This is a genomic window from Serratia sp. PL17 (assembly GCF_017832355.1).
In the GTDB taxonomy this organism is placed as follows: domain Bacteria; phylum Pseudomonadota; class Gammaproteobacteria; order Enterobacterales; family Enterobacteriaceae; genus Serratia.
In genome coordinates this window covers 429,614-442,583 of record NZ_JAFIBY010000004.1, presented here as the reverse complement: position 1 = coordinate 442,583, position 12,970 = coordinate 429,614, and the positions used below count along the sequence as shown (strand labels likewise).

The window sequence follows — 12,970 nt, the reverse complement described above, 5'->3', positions numbered from 1 at the left end:
GCACAATAGGGCGTTTTTGATCAACAAAACAGTTGCCATAATCCTCTCATATCGTTTCAACATCCTAATGAGAGAATAAGATTATGAGCATCCCTGCATTTGGTTTAGGTACCTTTCGTCTTCAGGATCAGGTCGTGATCGACTCGGTCACTCGCGCACTTGAGCTGGGGTACCGCGTTATCGATACTGCGCAGATCTACGAAAACGAAGCGGCGGTAGGCCAGGCGATTGCCGCCAGCGGTGTTCCGCGTGACGAGCTGTTCATCACCACCAAGATCTGGATCGCCAATCTGGCTAAGGGCAAGCTGATCCCAAGCCTGCAAGAAAGCCTGACAAAGCTGCAAACGTCCTATGTTGATTTAACCTTAATCCACTGGCCTTCGCCGAATGATGAGGTCTCTGTCGCAGAGTTTATGGCTGAGTTAGCCGAGGCCAAAGCGCTGGGCCTGACGCGCCAGATTGGTGTGTCCAACTTCACTCTGGATCTGATGCAGCAGGCGATTGACGCCGTGGGGAGCGATCAGATCGCCACAAATCAGATTGAGCTTTCACCTTACCTGCAGAACCGCAAAGTGGTGGCGTTTGCCCAACAGCATGGCATTGCTATTACTTCCTACATGACGCTGGCATATGGCAAAGCATTGCAGGATGAGACAATCAAGGCGATCGCGGCACGCCGCAATGCTACCCCGGCACAGGTCATTCTGGCTTGGGCGCTACAGCAGGGGTACGCGGTGATTCCTTCATCAACCAAACGTGAAAACCTGGCGAGCAACCTGCTGGCGCAACAGTTGACGCTGACTGCCGAGGACATGGCGGAGATCGCCACGTTGGAAAATAATGGCCGTTTGGTCAGCCCGGAAGGCTTGGCACCGAACTGGGATTGATTTAACACCATACGCATCAAGGCGCCCTAATGGGCGCCTTTTTTATTGCGCCAGACGCTCACTGATAAAATCGATAAAGCTGCGCAGGCGGTTGCTGACGGCGCTGTCGCTGTAATACACCGCATTGATCGGCATCGCGACCGGCAGGGTCTCTTTCACCAGGATTGGCACCAGATCGCCGCGTTTGATATCGGCATGAGTCATAAAGTCCGACAGGCAGGCAATGCCGTTACCGTGCAGGATCAGATGGCGCTGGGTTTCACCGCTGTTGGTGGTCAGACTCGGCGTAATTTCTAGCTGTCGACCGTCGGCGCAAGCGAGCGGCCAGCGGTTCAGGCTGGGCAGGTCGTTAAAACCTATGCAGCAGTGCTGCGCCAGATCCTCTACGGATTTTGGCGTGCCGTGTTGCGCTAAATAGGCAGGGGAGGCCAGTATGTGCCGATAGCTGGTCATCAGTTTACGTGCTTTCAGGCTGGAGTCGGTCAATTCGCCGACGCGAATAGCAATATCTACCTTACGTTCTATCAGATTGATAAAGTTTTCTGAGGACACCAGCGACAAGGACATTTCCGGGTAGAGCGCCCGAAACTCAGCCACCAACGGCGTTAATACGTGTAACACCACCGGTGTTGCGGCATCAACGCGCAGTAACCCTTGAGGGCGCTGGCGGCTTTCCATTAAGGCGTTTTCTGCCGCAGCCATATCACTCAGTACCTTCTGCACCTGGCGGAAATAGTTTTCCCCTTCCTGCGTCAGGCTGATCTGGCGCGTAGTGCGATTGAGCAACGTGACGCCCAGCTTGGTCTCCAGCTTCTTGACCGTACGACTGACGACCGAGTTAGCTTGGTCCAGCCGCTCCGCCGCTCGGCTGAAACTGCCGCTTTCAACCACGGTAACGAAGGTGATGAGCTCATCCGAGTTCGCTTTCACTATTGCTCCTTTGGCAAAATTAATTTGATATTTTGAGCATTTTTATCATTTAAGCACGGGCCGATAATAGCCGTCATCAACTGGAACGCTATTTGGAGTAAAAAGATGCCTCTCGCATTACTTGCATTGACCATCAGTGCCTTTGCTATCGGCACGACGGAGTTCGTGATTGTTGGGTTAATCCCGACGATTGCAGAACAACTTGGGGTGACAGTCCCTTCTGCCGGACTGTTAGTGACTATTTACGCTATCGGTGTGGCCATTGGTGCGCCGGTCCTGACGGCATTAACGGGTCGGGTTCCGCGCAAGCTGTTGCTGATCAGCCTGATGGTGTTGTTTACCTTGGGTAACTTATTGGCCTGGCAGTCACCAAGCTATGAGTCGCTGGTGGTGGCACGTCTGCTGACGGGGCTGGCTCATGGGGTGTTTTTCTCCATTGGTTCCACTATTGCCACCAGCCTGGTGGCGAAAGAGAAAGCGGCGTCGGCGATTGCCATCATGTTTGGTGGCCTGACTGTCGCGCTGGTGACCGGGGTGCCGTTGGGGACTTTTATCGGCCAGCACTTCGGTTGGCGTGAAACCTTCCTGGCGGTGTCGTTTATCGGTGTGATTGCGACCATCGCCAGCATTATTCTGGTGCCAAACACGATTAAAAATCAGGCCAGTGCCAGTATTGGTGAGCAGTTTAAAGTACTGACCCATCCGCGCCTGCTGCTGATTTACGCGATTACTGCATTGGGTTACGGCGGTGTGTTCACAACCTTTACCTTCCTGGCGCCAATGATGCAGGAACTGGCGGGCTTTTCCGCACCGGCGGTCAGTTGGATCCTGCTGGCCTACGGTATTGCAGTGGCGATGGGTAATATTTGGGGGGGCAAACTGGCGGATCGACACGGGGCGGTGCGCGCACTCAGCTTTATTTTTGCCGCACTGGCCGCGTTGCTGTTGGTGTTTCAGTTCACCGCTAGCCACAGCGTTGCTGCGTTGATGACGGTGATCGTGATGGGCGTATTTGCCTTTGGTAACGTTCCAGGCCTACAGGTGTATGTCGTGCAGAAGGCAGAGCAGTACACGCCAAATGCCGTGGATGTTGCTTCCGGTCTGAATATCGCGGCCTTTAACGTGGGTATTGCACTGGGTTCGGTGATTGGCGGCCAAACAGTCGCAAGCCTGGGATTGGCGCAAACGCCGTGGATTGGTGCGCTGATTGTGTTGGCGGCACTGTTACTGGTTGGCATTAGCGGACGCTTGGATAAGAAATACCGGCAGCAACTGGCCTAATCTCCCTTTCCATGGCCCGCATTTTGCGGGCCTTTTTGCATTTATGCGCCACCGTCACCAACCTTTACACACATATACTGTCAGAAGATTGAATTCCCCGCCTTACGCCCCTATAACTGAAAAGGGTATGCCCCGTAAAAGCCATGCCGTCATGTCAGGGCAGGCGTATAATCGAATTATTGTTGGCGGGAATGTCACCGCCAGTTTCATCCTAATGGGAAATAGGCGAATAGCGTGCCGAAACGAACTTATGCAATGAGGTATGTTGCAGGCCAGCCAGTTGAGCGAATTTTCCCTGGCGCCATTAATCAACCGCTGCCACCCGGGGCTGCATTGCCCACATCTGGTGCGTTACGGGTGATGGTGTGGAATATCTTTAAACAGCAACGGGCAGATTGGCTTTCGGTGCTGAAAAGTTATGGTAAGGATGCGCAACTGGTATTGTTGCAGGAAGCGCAAACGACGCCTGAACTGGTGAGTTTTGCCACCTCAAATTATCTGGCTGCCGATCAGGTTCCTGCTTTTGTGTTGCCACAGCACCCGTCCGGCGTAATGACGCTGGCGGCGGCGCATCCGGTCTATTGTTGCCCGTTGCGCGAGCGTGAACCCCTGCTGCGATTAGCCAAGTCGGCGTTGATCACCGTCTATCCGTTATTTAATGGCCAGCTATTGATGGTCGTGAATATCCATGCGGTGAACTTCAGCCTGGGTGTGGACGTTTATAGCAAGCAGCTGGGGCCGATAGGTGAACAAATTGCCAATCATCATGGACCGGTCATCATGGCCGGTGATTTTAATGCCTGGAGCCGTAAACGTATTAATGCGCTGTACCAGTTTGCCAGTGATATGGCATTGCGTGAGGTGAGCTTCACGGATGATCACCGCCGTAAGGCCTTTGGGCGTCCGTTAGACTTTGTATTTTATCGCAATATGGGTGTGGCTGAGGCTTCGGTGCTGGTGACCAGTGCGTCGGATCATAACCCGCTGCTGGTGGAGTTTCATCCTGAAGCCGACAAACCGCACTGGTAGGGCAGGGCCCAATATTCAGACAATAAAAAAGCACCCCGAAGGGTGCTTTTTTTGTGCCGGAAATTTAGGTGTCCGGCGACGTTTTATCGCTGACAAACAAGGTCAATTTCAGACCTGGTTGCAGACTGTTGTTGGCTTTTGCAAGCGTTGAGTTCCAACGCATCACGTCGTTAATATCGACGCCGTGACGACGTGCAATACTGGCGAGCGAATCACCTTTACGAACCTGATAGGTGATACTGCTGTTATTGCCAGTGTTGCTGGCCACTTGCAGGGTTTGCCCAACTTTTAAGGTGCTCTTGGCACGTAAGTTGTTCCAACTCTGCAAATCGCTGGACTTGATGTTCAACCGTTTTGCAATGCCCGATACCGTGTCGCCGGAGCGCACTTTATACGAACTTCCGCCTGTCAAACCGCTGTTCTTTGCCAACTGGGTTGTTGGCTGAGTCACTGCGATTTGGCCGTCGGCCAACGAGTCTTTCAGCTGATCGGCATGGCCTTTGGGAACCATAATATAATGGGGCCCGTTGGGTGCCGTAACGCCTTTTTTGTAGCCTGGGTTGTAAGCTTTCATCTTGGTAAGTGAAAGCCCAGCCATCTCAGCCGCCTGAGTTAACTGTATCTGCTGCCCAACATCAATACGCGCCAGTGCACGGGTGTTATCAGTCTTAGGTAGATTGATACCGTACTTCTTGCTGTTTTTAATGATGTCGCTCAGTGCCAGCATTTTCGGGACATAAATTGACGTTTCACGTGGAAGCGACAATGCCCAGAAATTGGTTGGCTTACCCTGGCGTTTATTCGCCTTAACCGCCTGCATGACACGGCCTTCACCACTGTTATAAGCGGCAATGGTCAGTAACCAGTCACCGTTAAACATGCGGTTTAAATACTGCATCATATCAAGCGCAGCGGTCGTCGAGGCTACAACATCGCGTCGCCCGTCATACCACTGATTGTTTTTCAAACCATAGTTCCGACCCGTTTGCGGCACGATTTGCCATAGCCCTGCGGCGTTGGCATTTGACGTGGCGTGTGGGTCAAAAGCGCTCTCCACTATGGGTAGCAGTACCAGTTCCATCGGCATATTACGTTTCTTAATCTGCCCGACTATCCAGTACATGTACGGCTCTGCCCGTAATGTTACATCGTGGAGATAGCTCTTACTTTTTAGGTACTTTCTTTTTTGATCACGGATCCGGGAATTTTCCGGAACCTCCATCTTCAGCTCGTCGCTAATGAAGTTCCACAGGTTCTGTTGCGCGGCACCACTATTGTTATCTAGCCACCGCGCCGAGCTCGCTCGACCATTCGCTGTGTACTCTCCTGCTTCACCATCTTGACCTGCCGAAGACAAACTCTGTGCATGCTGTTCTGGGGCCGGTGCGTCCTGCCTGGACGACTGGCACCCCACTAGCAAGACTGAGGCGAGAAATATCGCTTTAGCCTTCATGTGTGTGTCAATGTAGTTGCTTAAAAGACGAGCAATCATACTTTGCTTCGTCAAATAACACAACTAAAAGCTCAGAAGTTGTCTTTCCGCAGGCGTAATTCGGAAAAAACTGAATGAAGGTGTTGCGGTGGCGTATGAAAGCCTAATTTCCTTTGTAAATCAGCGTCATGACAGCGTAAAAATACGTTAATTTTACGCTCTAATTGTAGCGTGGTGGGCACGCTGGGTTGGCCTTTTGCCCGTAACGCAGTGACTTGTTGCTGATATGTTTCAATCTCTCGATCTTCCGGCAAAATAGCCCGCGCAAACTTAAGATTTGAAAGCGTATATTCATGCGCGCAACAAATTAAGGTGTTATCGGGAAGTTGCGCGAGTTGTTGAAATGAGTCGAACATTTGCTCGGCGGTCCCTTCGAACAGCCTGCCGCAGCCAGCAGAGAAAATAGTGTCTCCGCAGAACAGATAAGGGGCGCTATAGAATGCCACGTGTCCCAATGTATGTCCGGGAACGGCGATTGTGGCGAATTTTAGGCCGTCTATTTCGATGGTTTCGCCGTCATGAACGACGTGGTTGGCGCCTTTGTCGGCCGTTTCCTGTGGGCCATAGACTTTCAACTCAGGATAGCGCGCCGTGATTTGCGCTACGCCGCCAACGTGATCGTGATGATGATGGGTAAGCAGAATGGCGTCAGGTACCAGATGCAGGCGATCAAGCGCGTCGAGCACCGGTTGCGCTTCGCCGGGGTCGACAATAATGCAATGGCCTTTCTGGTTATCCAATAACCAAATGTAATTGTCCTGGAAGGCGGGAATGCTGATAAGATTCATGTAAGACCTCTTGTTGGTAACGGCTTGATTTACCCGTCGTCTTTCAAAACGCAGCGTTATTTGTTGCTGCACGCGCTCCCCCAGTGACTGACGGGCATTCGCGCTTGAGGACGCACAAGTTAGCCGCCTGGCTGCAATTTGAATCCATTGGGTAGAGAAGACACTAAATCATGAAACCAGCCCATACTCTACAAAAGCTTACCGACCCACAGTCTTGGGCAGAGTTGCCATGGGGGGAATACTATCGTGAGGCGCTCGAGCGACAGTTGCAACCCTGGTGGCCGAAGCTGTTTGGTTTCCATCTGCTTAAGCTCGGTAATCTCAGCGCCAGCCTGGCCACCGACAAGTGCGCTATTTCGCATCAGGTGAATGTGAGTCTGGAAGGTGAAAACCTGCAGGTGATCGCGGACGCCTACCAGTTGCCCTTTGCCGCTAAATCCGTGGATGCCTGCTTATTGGCGCATACGTTGTCTTATGCTGACGATCCGCACCGTATGCTGCGTGAAGTCGATCGCGTGTTGATTGATGACGGTTGGCTGGTGATCAGCAGTTTCAACCCGTTCAGTTTGCTGGGCTTAGGCAAGCTGGTGCCTGGATTGCGTCGTCGTCAGCCCTATGTCAGCCGGATGTTCACCCAGATGCGCTTGCTGGACTGGCTGAGCCTGTTGAATTATGAAGTGTTATATCAGTCGCGTTTTCATGTGTTGCCGTGGCAGCGCAAAGGCGGGAAGTTTCTGTGTACACATTTACCGGCGCTGGGGTGTATGAGCGTGATCGTTGCGCGTAAACGCACTTTGCCGTTGACGCCAACGCCGATGAAGCTCGGGGCGAGAAAGCCTTCTCTCAGCCGCGCGGTTGGCGCGACCAAGAGTTATCGCAAGCTGCCTTAGTTTTCCGGCTTGTAACCCACGTCATCTTGGGTTGGGTTACCTGCCGCATCACGTGCCAGCACGTCACAACGTTCGTTTTCCGGGTGGCCGGCGTGGCCTTTAACCCACTCCCATTTGACGCTGTGGCGCTGAATAGCCAAATCCAGCCGTTGCCACAGATCGACATTCTTAACCGGTTTTTTGTCGGCAGTTTTCCAGCCGCGTTTTTTCCAGTTGTGGATCCAACTGGTGATGCCCTGGCGCACATATTGGCTGTCGGTACTGAGGATCACTTCACAAGGCGTTGTCAGAGCTTCCAGTGCGACAATGGCCGCCATCATCTCCATACGGTTGTTGGTGGTCAGGCGGAAGCCCGCGCTAAAGGTTTTCTCAGTTTGTTTATAACGCAATATTGCGCCATAACCACCGGGACCCGGATTGCCAAGGCAGGAGCCGTCGGTGAAAATTTCTACCTGTTTGAGCATCTCTGGTAGACTCTTCCTATCAGTTTTATAAAAGCCAAGTCTGACATAAACGAGCGCTGTGAGCACTGCAATATGATCTCTACAACCACCAGACAGATTGTCCTCGATACCGAAACCACCGGTATGAACAAACTCGGGGTGCATTACGAAGGCCACCGCATCATTGAAATTGGTGCCGTTGAGGTGATTAACCGTCGCCCGACGGGCCGTCACTACCATGTTTATATCAAGCCTGATCGCTTGGTCGATCCTGAAGCCTATGGCGTTCATGGTATCAGCGATGAATTCTTGGCAGATAAACCGACGTTTGACCAAATTGCCGATGAGTTTATCGACTTTATCCGTGGCGGTGAGTTAGTCATCCATAACGCAGCGTTCGACATCGGCTTTATGGATCACGAATTCCGCATGTTGCAGCAGGGCATTCCGAAGACCGATACCTTCTGCACCATCACCGACAGCCTGTTAATGGCGCGTCGTCTGTTTCCGGGCAAACGCAATAACCTTGACGCCTTATGCAGCCGTTATGAGATAGACAACAGCAAGCGTACGTTGCACGGCGCATTGCTCGATGCCGAGATCCTGGCGGAAGTGTATCTGGCGATGACCGGTGGTCAGACGTCGATCGCGTTCCAGATGGAAGGTGATACCCAGAATAACAACTCAACGCAGGACATTCAGCGTATTGTTCGCCCGGCGACAACGATGAAAGTGGTTTACGCCAGCGAGGCAGAAGTAGCCGCACACGAAGCTCGCCTGGATCTGGTGGCGAAAAAAGGTGGCAGTTGTCTGTGGCGTACTGACGTGGAGTAACGCTGTTTTTTGCGTATAAAAAGGCGGTTGAGTAGCCTTTGCGTCGTGTTAGCTGAAAAACTGCGCAAACGGTTCATTTGGTAAGAAAAAGGCATTGACGCAATACTGACTCAACCGTAATATGCGCCTCGTTCCTCTCGAAAGAGAAGAACGGCGCGGAGCGGTAGTTCAGTTGGTTAGAATACCTGCCTGTCACGCAGGGGGTCGCGGGTTCGAGCCCCGTCCGTTCCGCCAACATTCAGAAGCCCTGAGTTAGCAATAACTCAGGGCTTCGTTGTTTTTACTCTTTGCTCAATTCGGCTTTGGCAAAGGTGACCGCCTGATTGGCCGCCCATTCGCGGCGGGCAATGATTCGATAACATCCCCCACCCAATGCAGCACCAATAAACCAACTGAAGTTTGCCACCTCATGCAAACCCGGTGTGAAGCTGATCGCCAGTCCAATTATCACTGCGGGTACCAGCGCCCAGATAGCATTTGGGTTGAACCCATTTTTGTACCAGTAGCGACCCGTCGGTGTGGCGTTATACAAGTCATCGACATGCAATTCCCCCCGCTTGATGATGTAAAAATCCACCAACAAAATACCGAACAACGGGCCGATAAAGGCCGCCAGAACATCCAGCGTGTAATGAATCAACTCGGGCGACTGGAACAAATTCCACGGCGTGAGCAGGAATGAACCGACAGCGGCAATCATCCCGCCAGTACGGAAGCTGATCTTCTGCGGTGAGCAGTTAGAGAAATCAAACGCCGGTGACACAAAGTTGGCCACAATATTAATGCCAATAGTGGCCACTATCATGGTCAGCAACCCAAGGGCGACGGCAATATCACTGTCGAGGCGGGTGACCGTTTCGATGGGATCGGTGATGAGCTGCCCGAACAGCGGCAAGGTGCCGGAAACAATCACCACCGTCACCAGCGAAAATAACAGATAGTTGAACGGCAGCCCCCAACGGTTACCGCGTTGCACCTCGGCAAAGCTTTTGCCGTAGCGGGTAAAATCGCCAAAGTTAAGCAGTGGACCGGAAAAATACGATACCACCAGCGCAGTAGCCGTCAGCATTAGCCAGCCTTGTTCGCCGGCACTCAGGTTTTTACTTGTTAGCGTGAGGGAAAGGTTGGAAAAACCAACGCGGTAAATAATCCAGCCCGCCAGCGCGAACATCACCACATAAACGGCCGGCCCGGCGATATCGATAAAGCGCTTAATGGCCTGCATGCCATGCCAAAACACCATTGCCTGCAATAGCCACATGGTGATGTAACAAAACCATCCAAGTTGCGATAGCCCAAGAAAATGCGGCAGAGTCATTGGCTCCAGCGACGGGAAGAATTTAAGCAGCGTCAGCATCAGCGCGTTGGACGCCAGGTAGGTTTGGATGCCATACCAGGCGAAGGCAATCATGCCGCGGATTACCGCGGGAATATTGGCGCCAAACACGCCAAACGCCTGACGGCTTAATACGGCGTAAGGCACGCCGCCAAGTTGGCTGGGTTTGGCCACCAGATTAGCGCAAAACTGTACGATGCAAATTCCCGCCAACAGGCAAATCAATACCTGCCAGCTCGACAGACCCAGAGCAAAGAAGCTGGCTGCCACCACATAGCCGCCCATACTGTGTACATCCGACATCCAGAAAGAAAAGATGTTGTACCAGCTCCAGTTCTGGTCACGCGTGGGTGCCAGGTCATCGTTGCACAGCTTGGGACTGTAGTTTTCATTAGGGTTTGGCATAAATCGTGCTCCTCTCAAGAACGTCACCCGGATGTCGTTATCTGTTTTTGGTAAAGCGTGCTGAGATGGCTTTTGCAGGATCCAGGCCAAACTGTGTTTTCTTGTATACAAAATATCTGTTTTTTGTATACGATTTGACTATCGAAGGGGACGAGGGGCAGAAAAATGATCGGTATGACGAAGGACGCCAGCGCCGTGTGGCACGGGCAACAGGCCACGTATTTCATTGAAGATAAAGACGATCATATTTATAACTCGCTGGTGAAAGCCATCGTCGAACACCGGTTGCTGCCCGGCAGTAAACTGCCGGAAGAGGCGCTGGCAGAAACCTTTGGTGTCAGCCGGACCGGCATTCGGCGGGTATTACAGCGCCTTGCCGCAGTGCAACTGGTTACCCAACTGCCCAAACGTGGTGCACAGGTGGCAACGCCGGGGCAGGACGAAGCCGCTCACGTTTTCCAAACGCGAAAAATGTTGGAGTGTGCCAACCTGCCGCAGGTGATTGCGCACTGCGGTGAAGGTCATGTGTTGGCGATGGAAGAGATCGTGGCGCAGGAACAGCAGGCGCACCGCGATCAGGACGGGGCGGCGGCGATTCGCCTGTCGGCGTCGTTTCATGTGCAGCTGCAGGCCATTGCCGGCAATCAGGTGCTAACGGAGATGGTTTCGCTGCTCACACTGCGCTCATCCTTGGTGATCGCTGTTTACGGCTCTCCGTGGCAGCAAGGCTGTCGTTGCCATGATCACAGCGATCTATTGGCGTTGTTGCGTGCGAAGGACAGCGCAGCGTTGGTGGATCATCTGTCCCGTCATTTTGACGATATCGTGGCTAATTTACGCTTTGATCAAGGCACCCATGAGGTGCCGGATTTCGCCCATATTTTTGCTGCAACCGCATCACGGGAGGCGCGATGACCGTTCGCTGCATCATTCAGGTCATTAATCCGAATACCAGTCTGGCGATGACCGAAACCATAGCCGTTGCTGCCCGAGCGGCAGCGGCGCCGGGTACCGAGATTCAGGCAGTCTGTCCGCAAGCTGGGGCCCCGTCGATAGAAGGCCATTTTGACGAGGCTATCGCCGCCATCGGCGTATTGCAGCAGGTGAGGCTGGGCCGAGAAGCGGGTGTGAGCGGGCATGTTATCGCCTGCTTCGGCGATCCGGGCCTGCTGGCGGCGCGTGAATTGGCCAGTGCACCAGTGATTGGCATCGCTGAAGCAGCAATGCACATGGCGACGCTGGTGGCGACGCGTTTCTCTATCGTCACCACGCTGCCACGCACGCTGATCATTGCACGGCATCTGCTACATCAATATGGCTTTGAACGGCACTGTGCTGCACTGCATGCCATTGATCTACCGGTGCTCGCGCTGGAAGATGGCAGCGGTCTGGCCCAGCAGAAAGTGCGTGAACAATGCATCCGAACAAAACAGCAGGACGGCAGCGGGGCGATTGTTCTCGGCTGCGGTGGTATGGCCGATTTAGCGCGAGAACTGACGTTGGAGTTGGGGATCCCGGTGATCGACGGCGTCAGCGCCGCGGTGAAGATGATCGAGTCGTTGAATGCACTCGGTCTAAGCACCAGTAAACACGGCGATCTGGATTTCCCACCGGCAAAATCTTTGTCCGGCATGTTTAGCAATTTTAACGGGTAATCAGCATAGGGAAACGGCGATGAGTGAATACCAGTTCAATAAAGATTACCCCCGTGATTTGATCGGTTACGGTGGGCAACCGCCCCATGCGCGTTGGCCTGGGCAGGCACGCATTGCAGTGCAGTTTGTCCTCAACTACGAGGAAGGTGCCGAAAACAACGTGCTGCACGGCGACGCCGGCTCTGAACAATTTCTCTCCGATATCATCGGTGCCGCCAGTTATCCCGAGCGGCATATGTCGATGGATTCGCTGTACGAATATGGTTCACGCGCGGGATTCTGGCGTATTTATAATGAGTTTCAGCGCCGCGGCCTGCCGTTGACGGTATTTGGTGTGGCGATGGCGCTGGCGCGCAACCCATTGGTGGTTGAAGCGATCAAAAACGCCAATTACGACGTCGTCAGCCACGGCTGGCGCTGGATCCACTACCAGCATATGGACGAAGTTACCGAACGGCAGCATATGCAACAGGCCATCAGGGTATTGCGCGATCTGTTTGGCAAGGCTCCGCTCGGCTGGTATACCGGCCGCGATAGCCCAAATACCCGGCGGCTGGTGGTGGAACAAGGTGGTCTGATGTACGACAGCGACTATTACGGCGACGATTTGCCGTTTTGGACCGAGGTACAGTGCGCCAACGGAGAGAAAAAACCGCATTTGATCGTGCCTTATACCCTGGAGGCGAATGACATGCGCTTTGCCTCACCGCAAGGGTTTAACACCGGCGAGCAGTTCTTCACCTACCTGAAAGACAGCTTTGACGTGCTGTATGCCGAAGGGGCTGAGTCACCGAAAATGCTGTCGATCGGCATGCATTGCCGTTTATTGGGGCGTCCGGGCAAGTTTCGTGCGTTGCAGCGATTCCTGGATTATATCGAGCAATATGATCGCGTCTGGGTATGCCGGCGCCAGGATATTGCCGACCACTGGCTGGCACAGCATCCGTTCAAGAAGTAAAAAAGGGCCGTGTCGGCCCTTTTCGTTTTGTTCGAGCGCAGG

12 protein-coding genes, 1 tRNA gene and 1 pseudogene are annotated in these 12,970 nt (G+C 53.2%); 9 read left to right on the top strand and 5 right to left on the bottom strand.

Annotated features, from left to right (window positions below; all coding sequences use genetic code 11):
- The first annotated feature begins 83 nt into the window (after positions 1–83).
- Complete coding sequence (gene dkgB, locus JOE25_RS16275; RefSeq protein WP_209636861.1) at positions 84–887, top strand: 2,5-didehydrogluconate reductase DkgB; 804 nt, start codon at positions 84–86, stop codon at positions 885–887.
- 42 nt (positions 888–929) lie between these two features.
- Here the strand turns inward: dkgB and yafC are convergent, their stop codons facing one another.
- Positions 930–1,817, bottom strand: a complete 888-nt coding sequence (gene yafC, locus JOE25_RS16270) for a DNA-binding transcriptional regulator YafC (protein ID WP_209636859.1) — start codon at positions 1,815–1,817, stop codon at positions 930–932.
- A gap of 105 nt (positions 1,818–1,922) precedes the next feature.
- Between yafC and JOE25_RS16265 the strand changes: the two genes are divergently transcribed.
- Positions 1,923–3,098, top strand: a complete 1,176-nt coding sequence (locus JOE25_RS16265) for an MFS transporter (RefSeq protein ID WP_209636857.1) — start codon at positions 1,923–1,925, stop codon at positions 3,096–3,098.
- A 234-nt stretch (positions 3,099–3,332) separates the two neighbouring features.
- A complete protein-coding gene (locus JOE25_RS16260) occupies positions 3,333–4,127 on the top strand; it encodes an endonuclease/exonuclease/phosphatase family protein (RefSeq protein ID WP_073963495.1) in 795 nt (264 codons plus the stop codon).
- A 64-nt stretch (positions 4,128–4,191) separates the two neighbouring features.
- Here JOE25_RS16260 and mltD read toward each other — a convergent pair whose 3' ends face one another.
- Both mltD and gloB read right to left on the bottom strand, forming a co-directional pair.
- Complete coding sequence (gene mltD / locus JOE25_RS16255; protein ID WP_209636928.1) at positions 4,192–5,580, bottom strand: murein transglycosylase D; 1,389 nt, start codon at positions 5,578–5,580, stop codon at positions 4,192–4,194.
- Positions 5,581–5,651: 71 nt separating this feature from the next.
- Positions 5,652–6,407 carry a hydroxyacylglutathione hydrolase gene (gene gloB / locus JOE25_RS16250; RefSeq protein WP_209636926.1) on the bottom strand — a complete coding sequence of 252 codons (756 nt, stop codon included), beginning with the start codon at positions 6,405–6,407 and terminating at the stop codon, positions 5,652–5,654.
- Between the two features lie 170 nt (positions 6,408–6,577).
- Here gloB and JOE25_RS16245 point away from each other — a divergent pair, with 170 nt between their 5' ends.
- Entirely contained in the window at positions 6,578–7,297 is a 720-nt protein-coding gene (locus JOE25_RS16245) for a class I SAM-dependent methyltransferase (protein ID WP_209636855.1), read from the top strand.
- On the opposite strand, the pseudogene rnhA reads toward JOE25_RS16245, so the two are convergent.
- A pseudogene (rnhA, locus tag JOE25_RS16240) lies at positions 7,294–7,880 on the bottom strand (ribonuclease HI). The gene JOE25_RS16245 and the pseudogene rnhA sit on opposite strands and share 4 nt — an antisense overlap.
- 4 nt (positions 7,881–7,884) lie before the next feature.
- Between rnhA and dnaQ the strand changes: the two are divergent.
- Together dnaQ and JOE25_RS16230 are read left to right on the top strand one after the other, a co-directional pair.
- Positions 7,885–8,574 carry a DNA polymerase III subunit epsilon gene (dnaQ, locus tag JOE25_RS16235; protein ID WP_245209928.1) on the top strand — a complete coding sequence of 230 codons (690 nt, stop codon included), beginning with the start codon at positions 7,885–7,887 and terminating at the stop codon, positions 8,572–8,574.
- 157 nt (positions 8,575–8,731) lie between these two features.
- Positions 8,732–8,808 (top strand) — tRNA-Asp (locus tag JOE25_RS16230).
- A 46-nt stretch (positions 8,809–8,854) separates the two neighbouring features.
- On the opposite strand, the gene JOE25_RS16225 is transcribed toward JOE25_RS16230, so the two are convergent.
- Positions 8,855–10,315 (bottom strand): NCS1 family nucleobase:cation symporter-1, encoded by a 1,461-nt coding sequence (locus tag JOE25_RS16225; protein ID WP_209636850.1) that lies wholly within the window; start codon positions 10,313–10,315, stop codon positions 8,855–8,857.
- A 165-nt stretch (positions 10,316–10,480) separates the two neighbouring features.
- Between JOE25_RS16225 and JOE25_RS16220 the strand changes: the two genes are divergently transcribed.
- Genes JOE25_RS16220 through puuE form a run of 3 tightly spaced genes read left to right on the top strand, consistent with a single transcriptional unit; the run spans position 10,481 to position 12,928 of the window.
- A complete protein-coding gene (locus tag JOE25_RS16220; RefSeq protein ID WP_209636848.1) occupies positions 10,481–11,230 on the top strand; it encodes a GntR family transcriptional regulator in 750 nt (249 codons plus the stop codon).
- Positions 11,227–11,970: an allantoin racemase gene (gene hpxA / locus JOE25_RS16215; RefSeq protein ID WP_209636846.1), complete on the top strand. Its 744-nt coding sequence runs from the start codon at positions 11,227–11,229 to the stop codon at positions 11,968–11,970. The genes JOE25_RS16220 and hpxA overlap by 4 nt, the downstream gene beginning before the upstream one ends.
- 19 nt (positions 11,971–11,989) lie before the next feature.
- The gene (puuE, locus tag JOE25_RS16210; RefSeq protein WP_209636844.1) at positions 11,990–12,928 is read left to right on the top strand and encodes an allantoinase PuuE; all 939 of its coding nucleotides are present in this window, start codon (positions 11,990–11,992) and stop codon (positions 12,926–12,928) included.
- Positions 12,929–12,970: the final 42 nt, after the last annotated feature.

Coding starts and splice junctions, on each gene's coding strand:
- dkgB (WP_209636861.1), top strand. CDS start 84: ATGAGCATCCCTGCATTTGGTTTAGGTACCTTTCGTCTTCAGGATCAG.
- JOE25_RS16265 (WP_209636857.1), top strand. CDS start 1,923: ATGCCTCTCGCATTACTTGCATTGACCATCAGTGCCTTTGCTATCGGC.
- mltD (WP_209636928.1), bottom strand. CDS start 5,580: ATGAAGGCTAAAGCGATATTTCTCGCCTCAGTCTTGCTAGTGGGGTGC.
- gloB (WP_209636926.1), bottom strand. CDS start 6,407: ATGAATCTTATCAGCATTCCCGCCTTCCAGGACAATTACATTTGGTTA.
- JOE25_RS16245 (WP_209636855.1), top strand. CDS start 6,578: ATGAAACCAGCCCATACTCTACAAAAGCTTACCGACCCACAGTCTTGG.
- dnaQ (WP_245209928.1), top strand. CDS start 7,885: ATGAACAAACTCGGGGTGCATTACGAAGGCCACCGCATCATTGAAATT.
- JOE25_RS16225 (WP_209636850.1), bottom strand. CDS start 10,315: ATGCCAAACCCTAATGAAAACTACAGTCCCAAGCTGTGCAACGATGAC.
- JOE25_RS16220 (WP_209636848.1), top strand. CDS start 10,481: ATGATCGGTATGACGAAGGACGCCAGCGCCGTGTGGCACGGGCAACAG.
- hpxA (WP_209636846.1), top strand. CDS start 11,227: ATGACCGTTCGCTGCATCATTCAGGTCATTAATCCGAATACCAGTCTG.
- puuE (WP_209636844.1), top strand. CDS start 11,990: ATGAGTGAATACCAGTTCAATAAAGATTACCCCCGTGATTTGATCGGT.